The following is a 22204-nucleotide window of genomic DNA, read 5'->3' on the forward strand; positions in this document are numbered from 1 at the left end:
GATCTCCGACGGCATGAATGAACGAACCGTGAAGTATATTCGATGTGAATGACAGGGTGAAGGATCGAATTCCCATAAGGACATGTCGGAATGGCATAAAGGCGCGGCGCCGGGTGGTCGGCGCCGCGCCTGCTGCAACGCTCGCTCCTGCGTCAGTTACCGCCGGCTGCCTTGCCCGCCGCCTGGCCGCTGCCCGAGGCGCCGCCGCTGAGCGAGCCATTCACCGAGGCCGCGGCCGGCAACTGGCTGGCCCGCGCCTGGTCCGCCAGGCCGCGCGCGCCGCCGGTCACGCCAGCTGCGCCGGACTGGACCGCACTACGGGCGTTGGCGGCGCTGCCGGCGGCGTAGTCGCGGGTAGCGGCGGCCTGGCTGCGGGCGGCGCCGGCCACGGGCGCGGCGGCCGACCGGGCACTGCCTGCCGCGCTGCCGGCCAGCTCGCGCGCGCCGCCCACGAATCCGGCCGGGTTGACGCTGCCGGAAACGCCGACACTGCCCGCTGCATTGCCGTTCGCGTTGGCGCCCGCACTGCCCGTGGGTTGTGCGGCGGGTGCGGCAGGTGCGTCGCTCGCAGGCGTGGCGCCGGCCAGGCCTGGGCCACTGCGCGAAAGGCTGCCGGCCAGGCCGGCATCGCCGTTACCGCCGATGCTGCCGCTGGCGCTGCCGCCAGCATTACTGTTCGATTGCATCGCGCCGCCGCCAGCCGCGCCGAGGGCGCCGCTCAAGCCGCCGGCCAGGCTGCCCGCCGCGCCGCCGCGGCCACTGCCGCCCGCTTCGGCGGCGGACTGGCGCACCGGGGTGGCACGTTCGGCCGGCAGCGCACGTTCGACGCGGCGCACATCCGGCATCGGTGCAGCCTGGCGCATGCCGCCCAGGCCGCCGCCCATGCCGCCGCCGATCATGCCGCCGACGGAGCCGCCCAGGCCGCCGCCGCCGCCCAGCAACTGGGCCTGGGCCGACGCGGCGGCGGACAGGGCGAAAACGATGGCGAGCTGGCGAACGATGTTGTTGGTATTCATGGTGGTTTCTCCTGTTAGAGGCGCGCATTCGGCGCCGTTATCAGGAAAACGAACGGGCTCGGCCGTTTATTCCGTCCATCCAAAAATATTTTTAGACATCTAGCGGAAGCGTGCCGGATCGATGCGCAAGGCGGCGCCGACGACGCCATGGCCGGTAGCATTACTGATACGGTCGCCCTCGCGCACCGCCTGGGCCGTCAGCGCGGCGATGGCGCGCGCAGCGCCGGCGCGGTCCGGCCGGGGCAGCGACTTCGACAACAGGCCGGCAACCAGGGGCGCCGCAAACGAGGTGCCGCGCACCTGGCGGTAAGGCGGCGTGCCGATCGCCGCGCTCACCATCTGGCTGCCGGGCGCCGCGAACATGACTTGCGGACCGCGGCCGGCTTCCGGCAGCGGCCGGCCCTGGCGGTCGACGCCGCCGACCCCGACCACGCCCGGGTAGCTGGCCGGATACAGTGGCGGCGCGGCCGGTCCGTCGTTGCCGACGGCCGCCACCAGCAGGTGCCCGCGCGCGACCATCGCGGCCACCACCCTTGCCAGGGTCGCGTTCGGCGGCCCGACCAGGCTGATGTTCACCACGCCCACGCCCGAGCGCGCCATCCAGCCGAGTGCGCCTGCGATCTTGTCGGCCGAGCCGCCGGTCGGACTGTCGCAGTAGACGTCGGCCGCGAACAGGCGCGTTCCCGGAGCGGCGCCGGCAAAGCGGTCCGAACGTCCGACCAGCAGCGCCGCCACCGCCGTCCCGTGCGGCGCCGGGTGGCGCGTGCCGTCGCAGCCGAAGGATTCGATGGCGGCATCCTCGAAGACCGGATGGCCGGTGTCGACGCCGCTGTCGACCAGGCCCACCGCGCCGCTCCCGCCCGGCCCGCCGCGCGCGGCCTGGCCGGCTGCGCCACCGGCCGGCGGCGGCGCGCCGCTGCCCGTATATACATGGTTGAAGTCGTAGGAGCCTTCCGGGTCGAGCGCGCGCAGGCGGGCCAGGGCCTCGCCCGTCGCCAGGTGGGCGGGCGCGCGCAGCACGACCAGCGACTCGCCCAGTTCCTCGTAGCGTTCCTCGCGCACCACCTGGAAGCCGAGGCCAAGCGCGGTGCGCAAGGCTTCCGGGTCCGGCGAATTGGCCAGGATCTCGCGCCGCACCACCGGCGCGCCGCGCGGATCGGCTTCCAGCAGCGCGCCGTGGCGCTGAAGCAGGCGCGCCACACTGTCCAGGCGCAGTCCGCGCAGGTCGCCCGGCACGCTGCGCTCGATCAGGCGCTCGGCCGGACGCGCCAGGCCGTCCAGTCCGACGACGCCCGCGGGCTGGGGAAGGTTCAGGCTGGGCAGGCGCAACTGCGCCTGGGCCGCCCCGGCCCAGCACAGGAGCAGCAGGCAAGCCAGGCGCGTGCGGCGTAAATGGACACTGTTCATGAAGGCGATCATAAGGGTTGCACACTGTTCTGTATGAAAAAACGTTTGGCGGATGGAATAAAATCCATGCCGCCATCGTTTTACTCCATGTGAACCCTGCCCAACCCATGCTTGCCAACGAACTTGCCGCCCTGCTGCCCCGGATGCGACGCTTCGCGCGTTCGATCACCTTCCATCGGGAAGATGCCGATGACCTGGTCCAGGTCGCGATGGAGCGTGCGCTCGGCCGCGGCGAACAATATACAGAAGGAACCCGGCTCGACAGCTGGCTGTTCCGCATCATCCGCAATGCCTGGATCGACGAAGTGCGCAGCCGCATCCGGCGCGACGCCGTCTTCGCGCCGGAAGAAGAAGGCGAACACGTCGGCCACGACAGCCTCGAAGCGCACAGCCAGCGCCTGGCCGTGCAGAAGGCGATGAGCCTGCTGTCCGAGGAACACCGCATGGTGATCGGCCTGGTGCTGGTCGACGGGCTGCCCTACAAGGAAGCCGCGGCGGTGCTCGAAATCCCGATGAGCACGCTTACCAGCCGCCTGTCCCGGGCCCGTGAAGCCCTGCAAAAACTGTTGTCCGAAGAAAGAGCCGCATCATGAACCCGACCTCCCCCTACCCTGACGACATCCTGATGGCCTATGCCGATGGCGAGCTGGACGAGCCGCAGCGCAGCGAAGTGGAGCGCGCCGTACGCGCCGATCCGGCCCTGGCCGCCGCCGTCGAACGCCACCGCGCACTGCGCAAGGAGGTCTTCGAGGCATTCGCCGGCGTGCTGGACGAGCCGGTGCCGGACCGGCTCCAGCACGCGGGCTCGGACAAGGTGCACTCGCTCGCCGCTGCGCGCAACGCCCGCGCCCGTGGCGGCGCGGCGGCAAGCGCCGCGCGCCGCGCCGCCTGGCCGCGCTGGACCGCGCTGGCCGCCACCCTGGTCGTGGGCGTGCTGGCGGGCGGCGTCTGGCTCGGCGGCGACGGCGGCGACGGCGGCTATGTCAGCGCCGACGCCAGCGGACGCCTGGCCGCGCGCGGCCAGCTGGCCGACGCCCTGTCGCGCCAGCTGGCCAGCGAGCCGGCGCCGGACAGTCCGGTGCGCATCGGGGTCAGCTTCGCTACCCGGGACGGCGGCTATTGCCGCAGCTTCAGTGTGGGCGCCGATGCCGGCCTGGCTTGCCGCGACGGCGACGGCTGGCGCATCCCGGTGCTGGACAAGGCCGGCGCCACCGGCGGCGCCTACCGCCAGGCTTCCAGCGGCATGCCGCCGGCGGTGCTCGACGCCATCGACGAGCGGATCGCCGGCACCACCATGGACGCGGCCGCCGAACGCGCGGCGCGCGAACGCGGCTGGAAGCGCTGAACGGCTACCGGCAACTTTCGGGCCCGTGCTATACAATCGACGCCACCCGGCGCCTGGACGCCGGGGCCGCATCGAATAGGAGAAAAACATGTCGGGCTACAGCATCAACATCGAACAAAAAACGCTCGCGGGGAACAACTTCCGCGAAGTCCTGTACACCACCGAGCGCAGCCAGCTGGTCATCATGACCCTGCAGCCGGGCGAAGAAATCGGCCTGGAACACCATACCGGCCACGACCAGTTCATCCGCGTCGAGGCGGGCGAAGGCGTGGCCATCCTGGACGGCGAACGGCACCAGCTGGAAGACGGCGTGGCGGTCGTGATCCCGGCCGGCACCGAGCACAATGTGATCAATACCTCGCAGACCGAAGCGATGCGCCTGTACACGCTGTACACCCCGCCTGAGCATCCGGACGGCATTGTGCATGCGACCAAGGCGGAAGCGGACGAGTACGAGAAGCAGCATCACGCGGAGTGATGTGCTGTAGCGCGCCGGTGCTGACCGGCGCTCGCCTGTTTGGGGCGTTCGCAGTGGTGGGTTCGAGAACCCACCCTACGCGCTTCTCGGAGCGGCGTGATTGGACGGTTTTGTAGGGTGGACTCCCGAGTCCACGCTGTCGTACCTGGGCAGGCCGCAATGTGTGAACCAGATCGCGGCGCAAGCAGGCCAGATGAAGCCTCTCGACGGGCACACGCCGTACCGCGTGGACTCGGGAGTCCACCCTACGGGACTGCCTCGGTAGCGGGCCTCAGGCATCCTTGGCGCGGGCGCGGTCTTCCAGCAGCGCGCGTTCGCGCGCATTCGTCGTCATGGCCGCCGCGCGGGTGAATTCGGCGCGGGCTTCCTCCCTTCTTCCCAGCTTTTCCAGCAGATCGCCGCGCACGCTCGGCAGCCACTGGTAATCCTGTAAACGCGTATCGCCGGCCAGCCTGTCGACCAGGGCCAATCCCGCCGCCGCGCCCTCGGCCATGCCGACCGCCACCGCGCGGTTCAGCTCCACCACCGGCGACGGCATGACGCGCGCCAGTTCTCCGTACAGTCCGGCGATTGTCGACCAGTCGGTCTCCTGCGCGGTGCGCGCCTGCGCATGGCAGGCTGCGATTGCCGCCTGCAGCGCATACGGGCCGTGACGTCCGCCCAGCGCCTCGGCGCGCGCCAGCGCAGCCAGGCCGCGCCGGATCAGGAGCTTGTCCCAGCGCGCGCGGTCCTGGTCGAGCAGCAGCACCGGCCGGCCGGCGGCATCGACCCGGGCCTTGGCGCGCGCGGCCTGCAATTCCATCAGCGCGGTCAAGCCATGCGCTTCGGGTTCCGCGGGCGCCAGGCCGGAGAGCATGCGGCCCAGGCGCAGGGCTTCGTCGAGCAGCGCCGGGCGCATCCAGTCGTCGCCGGCGGTGGCTGTGTAGCCTTCGTTGAAGACGAGGTACACCACCTCGAGCACCGAGCCCAGGCGCTCCGGCAGCGCTTCCGGCGGCGGCAGCTCGAACGGTATGCCGGCCTGACCCAGCGTGCGCTTGGCGCGCACGATGCGCTGGGCGATCGTCGGCTCCGGCACCAGGAAGGCGCGCGCGATCTCGTGGGTCGACAGGCCGCCGACCAGCTTCAGGGTCAGCGCCAGCCGCGCTTCCTTCGACAGGACAGGATGGCAGGCGATGAACATCAGGCGCAGCAGGTCGTCGCCGACACCGCTGAGGGCGTCGTCGAGACTGTCGACGAAATCGGGCACGATGGTCGCCTCCCGCGCTTCCAGGTCGAGCCCGATCTGCTGGAGCTTTTCCCGAAGCAGCTTGTCGCGGCGCAGGCGGTCGAGCGCGGCGTTCTTTGCCACGCGCATCAGCCAGGCGCCTGGGTTGTCGGGCACGCCGGCGGCCGGCCAGGTTTCCAGCGTGGCCACCAGCGCGTCGCCGGCCAGTTCCTCAGCCAGGCCGATGTCGCGCACCAGGCGTGCGACACCGGCCACGATCCTGGCCGACTCGATGCGCCAGACCGCGGCGATGGCCTGGTCGGCGCCAGCCCAGGTGCTTGTTTGCGTCATGCCTGGGGCGGCACGGCGTTCGGGTCCATGTACATCAGTTCCCAGCCGTGGCCGTCGAGGTCTTCGAAGCTGTGGTAGTACATGAAGCCGTGGTCCTGTTTCTCGTTCGGCGCGCGCCCGCCGCCGGCCACCGCCTTGGCCACCATGCTGTCGACCTGTTCGCGGCTGTCGCAGGACAGGCAGGTCAGCACCTCGGTACTGGTCCGGGCGTCGGCCACCGGCTTCTTGGTGAAGGTCTGGAAGTAGGCTTCCTGCAGGAGCATGGCGTAGATGTTCTCGCCGATGATCATGCAGAGCGCGCGCTCGTCGCTGAACTGCGGGTTGAAGGTAAAGCCGAGGCCCGCGAAGAATGCGCGGGTCTTGCCGATGTCCTTCACCGGCAGGTTGACGAAGATCTGCTTATGCATGGGATGTCCCTGTTCTGTGTGGTCGAGGATGGCGCAACTTAATGTCGAGGCTGGCTACCGGCTTCCAGTTCGCGGAAGCGCTCGATGGCCGGCGTCTCGGGAAAATCGTCGAGCTCGAGAATCTGGCGCACCTCGATTTCGGCGTCCAGCCCTTCGCCGCGCGGGTTTGGGAAGCGGCGCGCCCACTCAAGGGCTTCCTCCCGTGAGCGCACCCCGATCATGGTGAAGCCGGCGATCATTTCCTTCGATTCCGTGAACGGGCCGTCGATGACGGTGCGTTCGCCGCCCCGGTAGCGGATGCGCATGCCGCGGCTGCTCGGGTGCAGGCCGCTGGCGTCGAGCAGGACGCCGGCGCGACCGAGTTCGCCGTGGTAGTCGGCCATTGCATTGAGCAGGTCTTCGCCGGGCATGCAGCCGGCTTCGGACTCTGGCGTCGCTTTGACGATGATCATGAAGCGCATGGTCGTTCTCCTGTGTGTCGAAAGAACCGGCCCGGAGCCGTTGCCCCGTCAACACCGGTTCTTTCCATGACGACGAACGGACGGGCCGGGAATCGACACGCCATGCAAACATTTTTCAGCGCAGGCTCAACTTTCGTAGCACGGCGCCAGGGCACGCACCTCGACTGTTGCCCACTCCGCGGCCGGACAGCGGGCGGCCAGCGCCACCGCCTCCTCGTGCGTGGCCACATTCACGTGGAAAAAGCCGCCGATCATTTCCTTGGCTTCCGCAAACGGCCCGTCGACGACGCGCGCCTGGCCGTTGTCCTTCGTGACGCGCGTGGCCCGGGCCAGCGGCGCCAGCGATTGCGCATCCAGCAGCACGCCTTCTTCACGCAAGGCATCGCCGAAGCGCAGCATGCGCTCGTACAGGGCACGGCCCTCGAGGTCGGAGCGGGTGGCGCGCTGGCCGACGGGCTCGTGGATCAGCAACATATAGGACATGGGGCTCCTTGGCGAGGTGTGGAGTAAATGTCGGAAGGTGACAGAATCACAATCACGCATTCTACGTGCGGACTGCCCAGTCAAGCACGCTGCGGCGCGCAAAAATCCCGGCTGGCGCAATCGTGCGCGCGCTGCTGTGTTGGCGCGACAGGAACATTGGCCAACTGCGCGGTGGGCACAGATTGCGCTCGGAATTGGCTGAGGCGCCGTCCGACAGTTCCTACAGATGTATCGCGTTATCTCCTATTGTTCCTCGCTGCCCACGCGCTACCATGGGTCATCGACATGCAAAGCGGGAGGCAACGATGGGTGAAAACAAGGGTAAAGGTACGAAAGGCCGGAATTACGACGAACTGAGCGGCGTCGGCACCAGCAGTGCCGGCATCACCGGTACCACCGGTAACCTGAACAACGGTGTACGCGACGGCGGCATCGGCAAGCCATCCTCGCGCGACAGCGGCAACCGGGCCGGCAACATGCAATCGGCCGAGATCGACGACGATGTCACGCCGGCGCTCGGCACGGGCAGCCGCTCGGGCGGCGCCGCAGGCAACCAGCAAAGCGGACTGCAGCAGCAACAGCAGTCCGGCCAGCAGCAGTCCGGTTCCCTGCAGTCGCAATCAGGCTCGCGGCAATCGGGTTCGCAGCAACCAGATTCGCAGCAATCAGGTTCGCAGCAGTCGGGGTCCCAGCAGTCCCAATCCGGGCAATCCGGATCGCAACAATCCAGCACATTGCAATCGAAGCGCAGTCTGGACCAGGACGTGTTGGGCAAGGAGAACTGAGGCTCCGGCGGCATCCTCCGCCGCCACGACTCCGACCGGCGCAGGCGCTGCGGTACCATCCGCACGCCTGCGCATCCTTGCGTACAGCCGCGGCACGTGCAGGGCGCCGCCCACCTCACCTGACATCCCATGCGAATACTGCTGCGCAGCCTGGTCCTGATCGTGCTCTTTGTCGGCGCCTATGCGCTGTTCGGTCCCTACATCAAGAACGCGCTGTACGCGATGCGCCTGGCCGCGCAGCCGGTACCGACCGCGCTGCCGGTACCGGTACGTGGCGTCGAGCCGCGCGCCCTGCGCGACACCTGGGGCGGCGCACGCAGCGGTGGCCGCAGGCACGAGGGCATCGACATCTTCGCCAGGCGTGGCACGGCCGTGATCTCGTCCACCGAGGGCGTGGTCCTGCGCGTCAGCACCAACAACCTGGGCGGCCAGGTGGTCTGGGTGCTCGGACCGGGCGGCCAGCGCCATTATTACGCCCACCTCGACAGCTATGCCGACATCGAGAACGGCCAGCGCGTCCGTCCCGGCACCATCCTCGGCTACGTCGGCACAACCGGCAACGCGGCCGGCACGCCGCCGCACCTGCACTACGGCATCTACGAAAGCGGCGGCGCCATCAATCCCTACCCCCTGCTGCGCGCGCAAGCCGCGCCGGCGCGCACGACGACACCCGCGCGCTGACGCCATTTTCCTGGCTGTGATGTAATGCAGGCTCGCATACCGAACAGGAGAACCCGATGCAATCCCAGGAACCGCCACGCCCCGCCAACCCGAGCGAACTCGACGAAGACACCCTCGCCTTGGTGCGCCGCGTGTTCCAGCATGCGCGCACCGGCGAGGCGGGCGAGCTGGCCACCCTCCTCGGCCAGGGCCTGCCGCCCAACCTGCGCAACGAACGCGGCGACAGCCTGCTGATGCTGGCCTGCTACCACGGCCACCTGGACGCCGCCCGCGTCCTGCTCGAACACGGCGCCGACCCGGAACTCCTGAACGATGCGGGCCAGACCCCGCTGGCCGGTGCCGCCTTCAAGGGTGACCTGGCGGTAGCGACCCTGCTGCTCGACAGCGGCGCCGGGGTCGACGCCTCCGGCCCGAACGGCAAGACCGCACTGATGATCGCCGCCATGTTCAACCGCGTCGACATCGCCCGCCTGCTGCTGGCCCGCGGCGCCGACCCCTACGCCGTCGACGCCACCGGCATCTCCGCCCTCGACGCCGCCGCGAAAATGGGCGCCGACGACACCGTCGCCCTCCTCACGTCGATCACCGAAGAACGCTAACACGTAGGGTGGACCGGGCCGCGCAAGGCGGCTGTGCCGTCCACGCGTTCAACCAGCACTCGATAAGCCACGACCTCTGCAAGAATCGCTTACCGATGAATACGTAGGGTGGGCGCCCCGTGCCCACGCGTCCAACGACCGCAGAATCAATCGCGCTACGAGCATCAACCCGCTATCGCGTCGCCTAAAACGCCCCCACATAATTCTCCGCCAGCGCCGTACTCATCGCCCGCGACGCCACCACATTTTCCAGCTCGGCCCGCTGCACCTGCCGCTCGAACGGCGACGCATCCGCAAACGTATGCAGCATCCTGGTCATCCACCACGAGAAATACTCCGCCCGCCAGATGCGCTTGAGGGCCGCCTCCGAATACCCATCCAGCCCCGCCTCGCTCCCCTTCTTGTAAAAATCATCCAGCGCCCGCGCCAGGATCTTCACATCCGAAATCGCCAGGTTCATCCCCTTGGCCCCGGTAGGCGGCACGATGTGCGCCGCGTCCCCCGCCAGGAACAGCCGCCCCGCGCGCATCGGCGCGCACACGAAGCTGCGCATCCCGATGATCCCCTTCTGGAAGATGCGCCCTTCATTCAGCTTCCAGCCATCGTTGTTCTCCAGCCGCCCATGCAGCTCGGCCCAGATGCGGTCATCCGACCAGTTATCGACGTGGTCCTTCGGATCGCACTGGAAGTACAGCCGCTGCACGGTGGGCGAGCGCGTCGACACCAGCGCAAACCCGCGTTCGTGCTGCGCATAGATCAGCTCATCCGACGACGGCGCCGACTCGACCAGGATGCCGAACCAGCCGAAGGGATACGTCCGCTGGTAGTCCTGGCGCAGCGTCTCCGGAATCATCGGACGCGACACGCCATGGAACCCGTCGCAGCCGATCACGAAGTCGGCCTCGATGTGCTGGGCCTCGCCCTTGTGCACAAAAGTCACCACAGGCCGGCTGCCGTCCGTGCCCTGCAGCTTCACCTCGCTCGTCTCGAACAGGATTTGCCCGCCGGCAGCCAGCCGCGCCGCCACCAGGTCGATGATCACCTCGTGCTGCGGATAGACGGTAATCGCCTTGCCGGTGAGTTCGGTGAGATCGATACGGTGCCGTTGTCCGCCGAAGGCGAACTCGATCCCGTGGTGCAGCGCACCCTCCTTGCGCATGCGCTCGCCGACGCCCGCGTCGTTGAGGATATCCATGCTGCCCTGTTCCAGCACGCCGGCGCGGATCGTCGCTTCGATCTCCGCGCGGCTGCGCGACTCGAGCACGCTTGATTCGATACCGTTCAGGTGCAGCAGATGGGATAGCAAAAGGCCGGCCGGACCGGCGCCGATGATGGCGACCTGGGTGCGCATGATGTCTCCGTTTGTGTTTTGTATAAGGAGATCGTAGTGCGCGTGATCGCCGATATGAATGGATGAAACCCGATAAAACTTGTACTATTTTTGCATTCCCTTGCAGACACCGAGGACCGCCATGCCCGTTTCGCCCTCCGCGCGCACGTTTCCCGCTACCGCCCAGATCCCGCAATTCGCCTTGTATGGCGAGCTCACGCGGGGCACGGATGCCGAAGGCGTGCACATCGAGCTGATCGAAACGCGCAGCCGCAAATACGACTGGCATATCGACACCCATACCCACGCCGGCCTGTTCCAGGTACTTTTTTTACTCGGTGGACAGGTCCGTGCGAACATCGACGGCGCCCTGTGGGAATGCGACGCGCCGGTGGCATTGACGATCCACCCTTCGCTGCCGCACGGCTTCGACTTTTCGGAAGAAGCGCACGGCTACGTGCTGACCATCGACCAGAACATGCTGTTCGCCGCCGCAGGCCACGAGGGCGATCTGTTCACGCCGCTGTTCGTGCAGCCGCTCGCCGTCCAGCTCGACGCCGTACCCGAGACCGCCGCGCGCATCGAGGCCCTGCTGCAGAACCTGATCTTCGAGGCCGCCTGGCCGCGCCAGGGGCACACGCTGATGCTGGAATGGCTGGCGCGCAGCGCACTCCTGATGCTGGTGCGCGTGCAGGCCGAACGGAGGATTGCCGATACTTCGGGGCGCGGGGATTTCGAGCTGTTCAGCCGCTTCCGGGTGGAGGTGGAGCGGCACTACAAGGAGCAGTGGCAGGTCGGGCGCTATGCCGACCTGCTGCGGGTGGCGCCAACGCGGCTGAACCGCCTGTGCCTGAAACTGTCGGGGAAGTCGGCCTTCGAGATCACGCAAGACCGCCTGATGCTGGAGGCCTGCCGCAAGCTGACCTATGTACCGGCGGGGATCGCCAGCATCGCCTATGAACTCGGGTTCCAGGACCCGGCCTACTTCAGCCGGCTGTTCAAGAAGCTGGTCAAGGTGACGCCGAAGGAATTCCGACAGCAGACCCAGCACGGCACGGCCGGAGCGAGCGGCGACTCCCCGGCCTGATCGCATAAGGACGTGCCGCCTGCGCTGCGGGTGCGCAGGCGGGCGCGCACATTACCAGGTGTAACCGGCCTTCAGGTAGTAGAAGCGGCCATTGAAACCGTTCGGCGCCCACACGCTGTACGGCTGGGTGCCGTTCACGTTCAGGTTCGACAGCGACGTCACCTGCGCCGGGTAGCGGTTGGTCACGTTGTCGATGCCGGCCGTCAGGCGCCACCCGCTGCCGACGCGCACGCTGGCGGCCAGGTCCAGCACCCATTGCGGATCGTAGGTCTGGTCGCGGGTCGGGTCGTTTTGCGGCACGGTGAACTCGCCGTAGCGCGTGACGGTGGCGCGGCCATTCCACATGCCGCGCGTGTAGTCGCCCGACAGGCTGAACTTGTCCTTCGGCGAACCGACGGTCAGGCGGTTCACGGTCTGGCGGTCCACCAGCACCAGGTTCTGCTCGGCCAGCACGGCCGGCGTATCGGCCACGCGCTTCACCTCGTTGTCGTTGTGGTTGTAAGCCAGGGTCAGGTCGGCACGCCCGTACTGCTGCAGGTTCAGGCGGTAGGTGCTGACCAGGTCCACGCCTTTGGTCCGGGTGTCGACGGCATTCGTGAAGTAGCGCGCGGCGCCGACGTACACGCCGCGGGCCGCCAGCGCGCCCGCCAGGTCCGGCTTGTTCGCCAGCTGCAGGTTCGACGAGAACACGATGCGGTCGTCGATGTCGATGCGATAGAGGTCGAGCGTCGTGGTCCAGTTGCGGGTTGGCTGCCACTGCGCGCCGATGCTCAGGTTGCGCGCCTTTTCCGCCTTCAGCGGCTGCGCGCCGAGCAAGGCGGCGGCGGCGCTGGCGACCGGGAAGGTGCCGGTTTCGACCAGGGCGCTGTTGCCGTTCACCAGCAGCGAATTGGTGGTCGTGATCGTGTAGAACGACTGGGCCAGCGACGGCGCACGGAAGCCGCTCGACGCGGTGCCGCGCAGCGCGAACTCTGGCGTGAAGGCATAGCGCGCCGAGGCCTTGGCCGAGGTCGTGTTGCCGAAGTCGCTGTAGCGCTCGTGGCGCAGCGCGAGGGAGCCGGACAGTTCCTGCGTGATGTCGCCTTCCAGGTTCAGGTAGAGCGACTTGTTGTTGCGGGTGTTCTTGCCGGCGTTTTCGGGACGGAAGCCGGCATAACCCTGGGCGCCGGAGCCGAAGTAGGAATTCGCTTCGCCCGCACCGATTTCATACGACTCGAAACGCGCTTCGGCGCCGACTGCCACCGTCAGCGGGCCGCTCATGAAGGAGACCGGGATGTCGCGCGCGACGTCGAGGTTCGCCAGCTTCTGGGTCGAGGTCAGCTCGCCGGCATAGAAGCGCGTCGGGCTGGTGGCGCCCAGGTCGTAGTTGACGGTGTTGTCGACGTCCAGCGTGAAACGGTTGCGGCCGAAGTTCACGCTGGCGTCCCAGCGCCAGCCGGCCAGGTCGCCGCGCAGGCCGGTAACCAGCGAGGAATCGACCGACTTGCTGTCGAGCAGAGGCTGGAAGCCTTCCGGATACAGCGGGGTGCGCAGCGCGGTCTGGAAGTCGTTGGTGAAAGCGGTGCGGAAGGTCGCCGCCGACGAGGTCTTGCGCTCGCCGTAGTTGGCAAAGGCGTACCAGTCGAGGTTCTCGTTGATGCGGTACTGGCTGTTGGCAAAGACCGTGCGCGGCTTGCTGTCGGGGTCGCCGTAGCGCTGGGTCACCGTGCCCTGGCGCGGGCCGGCGGACAGGCGCGGATCGGGGAAGGAACGGTTGGTGAAGTCGCGGTCGGCCGCTTCCACGGCCACGCGCACCCAGCCGTCGTCGCCCAGCTTGAAGCCGGTCGAGCCGCGCACGGTGACCTGTTCGCCGTCGCCCTTGTCGTACTGGCCATAGACGATCTCGGCTTCGCCGCCTTCGGCGCCTTTTTTCAGGATGATGTTGACCACGCCGGCAATCGCATCCGAACCATATTGGGCCGCCGCGCCGTCGCGCAGCACCTCGATGCGCTCGATCGCCGCCAGCGGAATCGCGTTGAGGTCGACCGGGGCCGAGCCGCGGCCGAGCGTGCCGTTGACGTTGACGACCGACGATGCATGGCGGCGCTTGCCGTTCACCAGCACCAGGGTCTGGTCGGGCGACAGGCCGCGCAGCTGCGCCGGACGCACCGCGTCGCTGGCGTCGGCGCCGCTCGGGCGCGGGAAGTTCATCGATGGCAGCAGGCGCGACAGCACGGTGGCGAGTTCGCCCGAACCGGTGCTCAGCAACTCCTTGGTGCCGATGACGTCGACCGGCGATTCGGAGTCGAGGGTGCGGCGGTTCAGGGAACGCGTGCCCGTGACGACGACGGTTTGCAGCTGCGCCGATTCATCTTGTTGGGCTTGCGGGGTCTGCGCGGCCGCCGGCACCGCGCTGGCGATCAGGCCGAGGATCAGCAAGGCGCGGGCCGGGTTGGCGTGTGGATGTTTGCAGCTCATGGGTTCCTTCTCTTGTTCTTGAATGTAGAGCGGCAGCACCCTGGCTGCCGACGGGAAGCAAGCTTAGCAGGCACAGAATGGCAATTCCAATACCGATTACGCTTATGCTTATGCGTGCGGTGCTGCCGGACCCTCTCGTGTGAGAGCGGCCCTGTTTGCCCTGATAGGTTCGGCGTCTGCTTGCTTAACGGAAAATGTCGATGCACCGGCGAAGCGGGCGACAGCAGCGGTTTCCGCCCTGCCGGTTTCGCCGCAAGACCGCACACACTACTGAGGATCTATGCCGGAAATCTTCCTGATCATTGCCTGCATCCTGGCGTTTATCGTTGCCCTCCTGGCTCTCGCTGCGCAGCTGCGCGTGCTCAATTTCATCGACTACCGTTCGGACCGGGCAGTCGTGCGCCTGAACCGTTACGCCGCCGCGCGCCTGGCCGTTCCCATCGCCGTCAACCTGGGGAGCGGCTGCCTTGGTCTTGAATGGCCGGAATATACGCTGCCGCTCCTTTTCCTGGCGCCGGTTTCGATCCTGAGTGCGGTGATCTGGATCGCTGCGGGCGCGAACGGCGTGAACCTGCGCGCGGAACTGGAGTAGCGGGAGTCCGTCAGAGCAGCGCCCCGAGTTCCACCTGAATCTTGATCATCGCCGGCAGGCAGCGTTCCACCATCTGCGCCACCGGCAGCCGGCCGGCATGCACACTGACGTTCATCGCCGCCACCACGTCGCCACGGAAATTACGCAGCGGGACGGCCACCGTGCGTAGCCCCAGCTCCAGTTCCTGGTCCACCAGCGCATAGCCCTGCGCCCGCGCCCGCGCGATCTCCAGCGCCAGGCGCTCCTTGTTGACGATGGTGTGCTGGGTGATCTGTTCCGGCTCGGCGCGTTCGAGAAAGCGCGCGATCTGGTCTGGCGGCAGGCTGGCCAGCAGCATGCGGCCGTTCGCGGTGCAGTAGGCGGGCACGCGCGTGCCCGGCTGCAGCGTGGCCGATACCAGTTGGCCGGCACTCACCGCCGCCACGCAGACCAGCTGATCATGGTCGAGCACACCGACCGAGGCTGCCTCTCCCAAGGAATAGGCCAAGCGGTACAGCAAGGGCTGGGCGATGCGCGGCAGGCGCGCCGAGTGCAGGTAGGACTGGCCCAGGCGCAGCACCGCGGGCGTCAGCGAAAACAGCTTGTTTTCGTGCCGCATGTAGCCGAGGTGGGTCAGCGTGATCAGGTAGCGGCGGGCGGCGGCGCGCGTCAGGCCGGTGGCCTCGGCCACCTCGGCGATGGTCAGGCGCGAGCGTTCCTGGTCGAAGGCCTCGATGACTTTCAGGCCTTTTTCGAGGCCGGCGACGAGGTCGCGTTCCAGCGGTGGGTCGGTATCTTGAGGCATGGGAGCAGATAATCGGCAATTTGTGCGAGTATCGCACAATGTGTGCGCTCTGCGATTACCTCCTGCACGCCGGCGCTTGTGAGGCATTGAGGAATCTTCTACGATTTTTGCCATCACAAGACCTCAGCGAAGGAGACACGCCGTGAAATTCGATACCGTCGAGCCGGGCACCTGGCCGGAACTCATCTATCCTCCCTATAAATCGACCGTCAAGCGCGGCCCATTGCAGCCGAACCTGCGCATCGAAGCCTTGGCGCCGGTGTCGCAGAACATCGTCGCCGCGCCGCGCATCCTGCTGCCGCACGACACCGACCTGACGGCCCACGGCGAATCCGAGCCGCTGGGCGAAAAGATCGTCGTCACCGGCCGCGTGCTCGACGAGGACGGCAAGCCGGTGCGCAATTCGCTGGTCGAGGTCTGGCAATGCAATTCGGCCGGCCGCTACTGGCACAGCCGCGACCAGCACGCCGCGCCGCTCGACCCGAATTTCTACGGCCTGGGCAAGATGCTGACCGACGACGACGGCCGCTACCGCTTCGTCACCATCAAGCCCGGCCCCTACCCCTGGGGCAACCATGACAAGGCCTGGCGCCCGGCCCACATCCACTTCTCCCTGTTCGGCAACGTGTACGCCCAGCGCCTGGTAACGCAGATGTATTTCCCGAGCGACCCGTTGTTCGACTACGACCCGATCTTCCAGAGCATTCCCGACGAAGCGGCGCGCCAGCGCCTGATCTCGCGCTTCAGCCTGGAGCAGACGGTCGGCGCCGAGATGCTCGGCTACGAATTCGACATCGTCCTGCGCGGACGCAACGCCACGCCGATGGGCCTGTAAGGAGAACACCATGAGTAAGATCACGACATCCCAGACCATCGGCCCCTTCTCGCACGAAGCCTGGAAATGGGCGACCGACGCCACCCTGCCCGGCAGCCTGAAGATCGATGGCCCGAGCATCCTGGTCAGCGGCGTCATCTACGACGGCGACGGCACCCCGATCAACGACGCCCAGATCGAAGCCTGGATCCCGGACGGCGCCGCCGCCGAGTCCGAGCACGCGATTCCGGGCTTCCGGCGCGTGCCCAGCGGCGCGGACGGCGAGTTCAGCATGCGCGTGCCGCTGCCGCAGCCGGCCACGCGCGGCGAGCCGGTCATGTACGTGACCGTGTTCGCGCGCGGCCTGGTCAAGCACCAGTTCACCGCCGTCTTCCTCGAGGACGATACCGGCCTGGCGCAGTCGACCATCCTGAACCAGGTGCCGGAAGCGCGCCGCGCCGCCCTGCTGGCGCGCAAGAGCGGCGACGCGCAGTATCATTGGGACATCTGGATGCAGACCGAGAAGGAAACCGTCTTCTTCGACTACGCCTAATAGCTGTTCAGACAGGAGCTTCAATGAGTGTGTCGATCTTCGACAGTTTCCTGACCACGCCCGACATGATCGCCGCCTTCGACGACGCGGCGGTCGTGCAGGCGATGTTCCGCTTCGAGGCGGCGCTGGCGAAAGCCCAGGCCGAGGAAGGCCTGATTCCGCACGGCGCCGCTACCGCGATTGCCGGCGTGTGCAATGCCCAGCTCTACGACATCCCCGCCCTGATCGTCGCCGGCCGCCGCGCCGGCAGCCTGGCGATCCCGCTGGTGAAGGAGCTCACCAAGACCGTCGGCCTGTACGACGAAGCCGCCGCGCGCCACGTGCATTGGGGCAGTACCAGCCAGGACGTGATCGATACCGCGATGGTGCTGGTCACGCGCGAAGCCTTGCAGCTGCTGGACGACGGCCTGCACGACCTGTGCGGCCATTTGCTGCGGCTGGCCGAGGAACACCTGGCCACGCCGGTGCTGGCGCGCACGCTGATGCAGCCGGCCCAGGTGACGAGCCTCGGCTTCAAGGCGGCCAACTGGCTGGCGCCGCTGGTGCGTGCGCGGGCGCAGATCCGCGCGGCCTCGGCACGCGCACTGCAATTGCAGCTGGGCGGCGCGGTCGGCACCTTGTCGGTCATGGGCGAAGCTGGCGGCGCCGTGGCCGAACGCATGGCGCGCGAACTGGGCTTGAAGGTGGCCGACGCCGCCTGGCATACCGGGCGCGACGAGTGGGTGCGCCTCGGCATGGAAGTGGCGGTGCTGACCGGCAGCCTGGGCAAGCTGGCGACCGACCTGAGCCTGATGGCCCAGGGAGAAATCGGCGAACTGGCCGAGCCTTCCGGCGGCGGCCGTGGCGGCTCCTCGGCCATGCCGCACAAGCGCAACCCGGTGTCGGCCATGATCACGGTTGCCGCCGCACGGCGCACGCCCCAGCATGCGGCGGCCCTGCTGGCCTGCATGAATCAGGAACACGAACGCGGGCTCGGCAACTGGCAGGCGGAACTGGCCGAGTGGCCTGGCCTGTTCCTGTCGGCCCACGGCGCCCTGCGCGCACTGGACGAAGCCTTTGCCGGCCTGAAGGTCGATGGCGAACGCATGCTGGCGAACATCCACGCCCTGCACGGGCTGGTGTTTGCCGAAGCCGCGTCGAGCTACCTGGCCTCGGCCGTCGGCCGTCCGAAAGCGCACGCGCTGCTGGAAGACCTGAGCGGCCGTGCCGCGGGCGGCAAGCGCGGCCTGGACGACTTGCTGAAGGAAGCGGTGCAGGCCGATCCCGCGCTGGCCTCGCATGTCGACCTCGACAAACTCACCACGATCTTCGACCCTGCCGCCGCCGCCCTGCCCGCACGCCGCCTGGCCGAGCGCCAGCTGAACCGACTGCGCGCCGACATGGCCGCGTTCGACCACCACCACCCTTTTCACGAGTGACGAATCACGATGAGTTTCGACCCGATTGACCACGACTTCGAACGCGGCCTGCAGAACCGCCGCAATGTGCTCGGCGACGCCTGGGTGGACCGTTCGCTGGACAAGGCCACCGGCTTCAACGCCGACTTCCAGAACCTGATCACCCGCTTCGCCTGGAACGAGATCTGGGGAAGGCCCGGCCTCGACCACAAGACACGCCGCGCGATTGTCCTGTCGATCACGATCGCCCTGGGCCGCTGGGAAGAGTTCGAACTGCACGTGCGCGCCGCCTTGCTGGGCGAGCCGGACAGCCGCCTCACGCCCGACGAGATCAAGGAAGTCCTGATGCAGTCGGCCATCTACGCCGGCGTGCCGGCAGCGAACACCGCCTTTACCCACACGCTGGCGATCCTGCGCGAAGTGGGCGAGCAGATCGGCTACGTGCTGGAACCGGCCGCGCCGGCCGCGGCGAGCCACAGCGGCATCGGGCGCGAGGGCCGCACCGTCAGCAGCCCGGTGCTGCACTACAGCGTGCGCGAGCCGCGGAGCGGCAAGGCGCCGCGTCACACGGTGGTGCTGAGCCATGCGCTGGGCTGCGACCTGACGATGTGGGACGCGCTGGCGAACACCCTGGCGCAGGACTGCCGCGTGATCGCCTACGACCACCGCGGCCATGGCAGTTCGGATGCGCCGGATGCGCTGTATTCGATGGCGGAGCTGGCGGACGACGCGGCGCGGCTCCTGCGCGAGCTCGATACCGGGCCGGTGGTATGGGTGGGCCTGTCGATGGGCGGCATGGTGGGCCAGGAGCTGGCCTTGCGCCACCCGGCCCTGGTGCGTGCGCTGGTGCTGGCGAACACCACGGGCGGCTATCCCGAAGCGGCGCAGGCGGTGTGGGAGCAGCGCATCGCCACCGTACGCGAACAGGGAATCGAGGCGATTGCCGATGCGGTGATGGGGCGCTACTTCCACGATGGCTTCCGGGCGCAGAAGCCGGGCACGGTGGCGCGCTACCGCCGGCGCGTGGTGAGCACCGACCCGGTGGGGTATGTCGGCTGCTGCAATGCGGTGGGCAAGGTGGATACCACGCCGCGCCTCGGATCGATCACCGTGCCGACGCTGGTCATCGCGGGCGAGCTCGATCAGGGCACGCCGGTGGCGATGGCGCAGGCCCTGGCCGATGGGATCCCTGAGGCGCGGTTAGTGGTGCTGCAGGAGGCGTCGCACCTGAGTGCGGCCGAGCAGCCGCAGGCGTTCGAGGAAGCGGTCGTGGGGTTCGTGACCTGGATTTGACCTTTCGCTTCGGTGGCGGTGGTAGGATTGCGGCACATCCCGTACCCGTCGGAGCGGCCATGATCCTGCATCCCCAGCATACCTATGTTCATCTCGCCGAAGACGGTGCGGCGCGTGCGTTGTCGGCCGCGGGGTTCTGGCAGCTTCCCGAAGCCGAGGCTGACCAGAATGGCCAGGGCTGGCTGATCAGCGAATACGAATTCGTGGAAGATTGGCCTACCTGGGAGATGCATCCGGAAGGTGACGAATTCGTTTATTTGTTATCGGGCGCGGTGGAGTTGCTCCTTGACCGCGCTGGCACGATCGAGCGTATTTTTGTGGACGGCTCCGGCGCGGTGGTCGTGCCGCGCGGCGTCTGGCACACCGCCAAGGTCTGCATTCCAAGCCGCATGCTGCACGTCACGCGCGGCGCCGGCACCCAAACGCGGCCCGTGTAGGCTGTTGTAGATTTTGTAGGGTGGGCTCTCGAGCCCACGCGGTACGACATCGGCACCTCGAAAAACCACCCGATAGGGTCATGCCTCCGGCACAGCGATACGTTTGGGGGCGATACCTCTCCGCCGCAGGTGCAAGCAACCACACGTAACCGCGTGGGCACGGAGTGCCCACCGTACGATTGACGTTCCCGACTCTACAGATCCAGCACCAGCACCGGCGTCTTTGCCCGCGAACAACATGGCGTGAACTGATCGTTCGCCGCCTGCTCTTCCTCGGTCAAGTACATGTCCCGGTGATCCGGCACGCCCTCGATCACCCGCGTCAGGCAGGTCCCGCAGACGCCCTCCTCGCATGAATACGGTATCACCACGCCCTGCTCTTCCAGGATCTTGATGACCGTCTTCCCGGCCGGGATGGTAAACGTCTGGCCGCTCGAGGCCAGCTTGACGTCGAACGGCCCATCGCCCGAGGTATCCACCGCCGCCGCACCGAAGTACTCCACATGCAGCTGCGCCGCCGGCCAGCCCTGCGCCTTGGCCGTATTCATCACGTAATCGATGAAACCCTGAGGACCGCACACGTAGACATGCGTGCCCTGTTCCGGCTGCGCCAGGAGCGTGGACAGGTCGAGCTTCTGCGCCGCATCGCCACTGTCGTAATGAAACTGCACCTGCGCCGCGAACCCGCAGGAAGCCAGGCGTTCCTTGAACGCCGCCTTCTCCGGCGAACGCGCGCTGTAATGCAGCTCGAAGCGCGCGCCCTTCGCCGCCAGCGCCTCGGCCATCGCCAGGATCGGCGTCACGCCGATGCCGCCCGCCAGCAGCACGGTACGCTGCGCCTCCACCAGCGGAAAGTGGTTCTTCGGCTCGCTGATCTGCAGCACCGACCCCGTGTCCACATGGTCGTGCATCGCCTGCGAGCCGCCGCGCGAATCGGTGTCGCGCAGCACGCCGATCTGGTAGCGATGGGTCTCGCCCGGCGCATTGCAGAGCGAGTACTGGCGGATCAGGTTGCCGGCCAGGTGGACGTCGATGTGGGCGCCGGCGTCGAACGGCGGCAAGGCCTGCCCATCGGTGCGCACCAGTTCGTAGCTGCAGATGCCGTCGGCCTCGCAAACGCGCTGTGCGACCTTCACTTCGATGGTGCTCATGCCGCAACCTCCTGCTGTTGCGGACGCTCGCGCGCCAGCCAGCTGTCGATGATGCGGCGCGACTGCACGCCGCCGGCATCGATGTTCAGCATCAGCAGCTTGCGCTCGGGGTGGCGCAGGATGTTCTGCTGCTGCAGCTCCAGCATCTCGCGGTCTTCGCTGAAGATTTTCCCTTGGCCGGTGCGGATGGTGTCGGTCAGCGCCGCATCGTCGGGCTTGAAGTTGCGCGCCATGCCCCAGAAGTACCAGTGCGAGGTCTCGGTTTCGGGCGTGATGAAATCGACCACGATGCTCGACGCCTTGTGTTCGGCCGGCGCGTGGTAGCCGCCCTTGCCCGCATGGGCCACGCCGACCTCGATCATCACGTGGCTCGGCGCGTTGAAGCGGCAGATCTGCCAGCGGTCGACCGGTACGTCGTCAGCCAGGCCGTTGCCGCGCAGGGCCGCCTGCCAGAACGGCGGCGGCATGATGTTCTCCATGAAGCGGCTGGTGACAACCTGCTCGCCTTCGAGCTTGGTGGTGACCGGCGCTTCGTCGATCTCCTTCTGGCCGATGCTGGACGCGTGGACGTAGGTCTCGTGGGTCAGGTCCATCAGGTTATCGACCATCAGGCGGTAGTCGCAGTTGATGTGGTACAGGCCGCCGCCGTAGGCCCACTCCGGGTTGTCGGCCCATTCGAGGTGGTGGATGGTGGCCGGATCGGCCAGCGCCTTGTCGCCCGGCCAGACCCAGATGAAGCCGTAGCGCTCTTCGACCGCATAGCTGCGGATGCAGGGGAAGCCGCGCACGCGCTGGCCGGGCATGGCGATGGCCTTGCCTTCGCAGCCCATTTCCAGGCCGTGGTAGCCGCAGACCAGGTTGCCGTCGCGGACGAAACCGAGCGACAAAGGCGCGCCGCGGTGCGGGCAGAAGTCTTCGACGGCGGCGACCTTGCCGCCTTGGCCGCGGTAGAACACGATCTTTTCGCCGCAGATCTGGCGGCCCAGGGGTTTGCCTTCGATCTCGTCAGGCGTGCATGCAACGTACCAGGCGTTTTTGGGGAACATCGTTGTCTCCTTGATGGTTGTGCTTTATATTCAGTGTACTGAATGT

General features: G+C 67.5%; 24 protein-coding genes. 13 read left to right on the forward strand and 11 right to left on the reverse strand.

Going from position 1 to position 22204, the window contains the following annotated elements; genetic code table 11:
- Positions 1-152 precede the first annotated feature (152 nt).
- Together QPK31_RS09605 and QPK31_RS09610 are read right to left on the reverse strand one after the other, a co-directional pair.
- On the reverse strand, positions 153-1016 hold the full coding sequence (locus QPK31_RS09605; protein ID WP_290422709.1) for a hypothetical protein: 864 nt from the start codon (positions 1014-1016) through the stop codon (positions 153-155).
- A gap of 99 nt (positions 1017-1115) precedes the next feature.
- Positions 1116-2423: a S8 family serine peptidase gene (locus QPK31_RS09610; protein ID WP_290422710.1), complete on the reverse strand. Its 1308-nt coding sequence runs from the start codon at positions 2421-2423 to the stop codon at positions 1116-1118.
- A gap of 107 nt (positions 2424-2530) precedes the next feature.
- Between QPK31_RS09610 and QPK31_RS09615 the strand changes: the two genes are divergently transcribed.
- The 3 genes from QPK31_RS09615 (at position 2531) to QPK31_RS09625 (ending at position 4246) form a co-directional block, all read left to right on the forward strand.
- Positions 2531-3016, forward strand: coding sequence for an RNA polymerase sigma factor (locus QPK31_RS09615; protein WP_290422711.1), 486 nt, complete (start codon positions 2531-2533; stop codon positions 3014-3016).
- Positions 3013-3768, forward strand: a complete 756-nt coding sequence (locus QPK31_RS09620; protein WP_290422712.1) for an anti-sigma factor — start codon at positions 3013-3015, stop codon at positions 3766-3768. The genes QPK31_RS09615 and QPK31_RS09620 overlap by 4 nt, the downstream gene beginning before the upstream one ends.
- Positions 3769-3856: 88 nt before the next feature.
- Entirely contained in the window at positions 3857-4246 is a 390-nt protein-coding gene (locus QPK31_RS09625; protein WP_290422713.1) for a cupin domain-containing protein, read from the forward strand.
- Positions 4247-4517: 271 nt separating this feature from the next.
- On the opposite strand, the gene QPK31_RS09630 is transcribed toward QPK31_RS09625, so the two are convergent.
- The 4 genes from QPK31_RS09630 to QPK31_RS09645 form a co-directional block, all read right to left on the reverse strand.
- Positions 4518-5801, reverse strand: a complete 1284-nt coding sequence (locus tag QPK31_RS09630) for an RNA polymerase sigma factor (protein ID WP_290422714.1) — start codon at positions 5799-5801, stop codon at positions 4518-4520.
- On the reverse strand, positions 5798-6208 hold the full coding sequence (locus QPK31_RS09635) for a VOC family protein (RefSeq protein WP_290422715.1): 411 nt from the start codon (positions 6206-6208) through the stop codon (positions 5798-5800). The genes QPK31_RS09630 and QPK31_RS09635 overlap by 4 nt, the downstream gene beginning before the upstream one ends.
- 38 nt (positions 6209-6246) lie before the next feature.
- Positions 6247-6669, reverse strand: a complete 423-nt coding sequence (locus QPK31_RS09640; RefSeq protein ID WP_290422716.1) for a YciI family protein — start codon at positions 6667-6669, stop codon at positions 6247-6249.
- A gap of 126 nt (positions 6670-6795) precedes the next feature.
- A complete protein-coding gene (locus tag QPK31_RS09645; protein ID WP_290422717.1) occupies positions 6796-7152 on the reverse strand; it encodes a YciI family protein in 357 nt (118 codons plus the stop codon).
- 305 nt (positions 7153-7457) lie between these two features.
- On the opposite strand from QPK31_RS09645, the gene QPK31_RS09650 reads away from it, so the two are divergent.
- The 3 genes from QPK31_RS09650 (at position 7458) to QPK31_RS09660 (ending at position 9217) form a co-directional block, all read left to right on the forward strand.
- The gene (locus QPK31_RS09650) at positions 7458-7937 is read left to right on the forward strand and encodes a hypothetical protein (protein WP_290422718.1); all 480 of its coding nucleotides are present in this window, start codon (positions 7458-7460) and stop codon (positions 7935-7937) included.
- A 129-nt stretch (positions 7938-8066) separates the two neighbouring features.
- Positions 8067-8618, forward strand: a complete 552-nt coding sequence (locus QPK31_RS09655; protein WP_290422719.1) for a M23 family metallopeptidase — start codon at positions 8067-8069, stop codon at positions 8616-8618.
- Between the two features lie 56 nt (positions 8619-8674).
- Positions 8675-9217: an ankyrin repeat domain-containing protein gene (locus QPK31_RS09660; RefSeq protein ID WP_290422720.1), complete on the forward strand. Its 543-nt coding sequence runs from the start codon at positions 8675-8677 to the stop codon at positions 9215-9217.
- Positions 9218-9401: 184 nt separating this feature from the next.
- Here the strand turns inward: QPK31_RS09660 and QPK31_RS09665 are convergent, their stop codons facing one another.
- Complete coding sequence (locus QPK31_RS09665; RefSeq protein WP_290422721.1) at positions 9402-10568, reverse strand: 4-hydroxybenzoate 3-monooxygenase; 1167 nt, start codon at positions 10566-10568, stop codon at positions 9402-9404.
- Between the two features lie 121 nt (positions 10569-10689).
- Here QPK31_RS09665 and QPK31_RS09670 point away from each other — a divergent pair, with 121 nt between their 5' ends.
- Entirely contained in the window at positions 10690-11634 is a 945-nt protein-coding gene (locus tag QPK31_RS09670) for a helix-turn-helix domain-containing protein (RefSeq protein ID WP_290422722.1), read from the forward strand.
- Positions 11635-11685: 51 nt separating this feature from the next.
- Here QPK31_RS09670 and QPK31_RS09675 read toward each other — a convergent pair whose 3' ends face one another.
- Complete coding sequence (locus QPK31_RS09675; protein WP_290422723.1) at positions 11686-14091, reverse strand: TonB-dependent siderophore receptor; 2406 nt, start codon at positions 14089-14091, stop codon at positions 11686-11688.
- Between the two features lie 280 nt (positions 14092-14371).
- Between QPK31_RS09675 and QPK31_RS09680 the strand changes: the two genes are divergently transcribed.
- Positions 14372-14683 (forward strand): hypothetical protein, encoded by a 312-nt coding sequence (locus tag QPK31_RS09680; protein ID WP_290422724.1) that lies wholly within the window; start codon positions 14372-14374, stop codon positions 14681-14683.
- Between the two features lie 10 nt (positions 14684-14693).
- Here the strand turns inward: QPK31_RS09680 and QPK31_RS09685 are convergent, their stop codons facing one another.
- Positions 14694-15467, reverse strand: a complete 774-nt coding sequence (locus QPK31_RS09685; RefSeq protein WP_290422725.1) for an IclR family transcriptional regulator C-terminal domain-containing protein — start codon at positions 15465-15467, stop codon at positions 14694-14696.
- A 142-nt stretch (positions 15468-15609) separates the two neighbouring features.
- On the opposite strand from QPK31_RS09685, the gene pcaH reads away from it, so the two are divergent.
- The 5 genes from pcaH to QPK31_RS09710 are packed head-to-tail and all read left to right on the forward strand — an operon-like array spanning position 15610 to position 19961.
- Complete coding sequence (gene pcaH / locus QPK31_RS09690) at positions 15610-16302, forward strand: protocatechuate 3,4-dioxygenase subunit beta (protein WP_290422726.1); 693 nt, start codon at positions 15610-15612, stop codon at positions 16300-16302.
- Between the two features lie 10 nt (positions 16303-16312).
- Positions 16313-16834: a protocatechuate 3,4-dioxygenase gene (locus QPK31_RS09695; RefSeq protein WP_290422727.1), complete on the forward strand. Its 522-nt coding sequence runs from the start codon at positions 16313-16315 to the stop codon at positions 16832-16834.
- A gap of 23 nt (positions 16835-16857) precedes the next feature.
- A complete protein-coding gene (pcaB, locus tag QPK31_RS09700) occupies positions 16858-18252 on the forward strand; it encodes a 3-carboxy-cis,cis-muconate cycloisomerase (RefSeq protein WP_290422728.1) in 1395 nt (464 codons plus the stop codon).
- A gap of 9 nt (positions 18253-18261) precedes the next feature.
- Positions 18262-19524: a 3-oxoadipate enol-lactonase gene (gene pcaD / locus QPK31_RS09705; protein ID WP_290422729.1), complete on the forward strand. Its 1263-nt coding sequence runs from the start codon at positions 18262-18264 to the stop codon at positions 19522-19524.
- A gap of 59 nt (positions 19525-19583) precedes the next feature.
- Positions 19584-19961, forward strand: a complete 378-nt coding sequence (locus QPK31_RS09710) for a cupin (RefSeq protein ID WP_290422730.1) — start codon at positions 19584-19586, stop codon at positions 19959-19961.
- 194 nt (positions 19962-20155) lie between these two features.
- Here QPK31_RS09710 and QPK31_RS09715 read toward each other — a convergent pair whose 3' ends face one another.
- Positions 20156-21112 (reverse strand): PDR/VanB family oxidoreductase, encoded by a 957-nt coding sequence (locus QPK31_RS09715; RefSeq protein WP_290422731.1) that lies wholly within the window; start codon positions 21110-21112, stop codon positions 20156-20158.
- Positions 21109-22158, reverse strand: a complete 1050-nt coding sequence (locus QPK31_RS09720; RefSeq protein WP_290422732.1) for an aromatic ring-hydroxylating dioxygenase subunit alpha — start codon at positions 22156-22158, stop codon at positions 21109-21111. The genes QPK31_RS09715 and QPK31_RS09720 overlap by 4 nt, the downstream gene beginning before the upstream one ends.
- Between the last annotated feature and the right edge of the window lie 46 nt (positions 22159-22204).

Source organism: Massilia sp. YIM B02769 (assembly GCF_030411995.1).
Classification (GTDB): Bacteria; Pseudomonadota; Gammaproteobacteria; order Burkholderiales; family Burkholderiaceae_D; genus Telluria.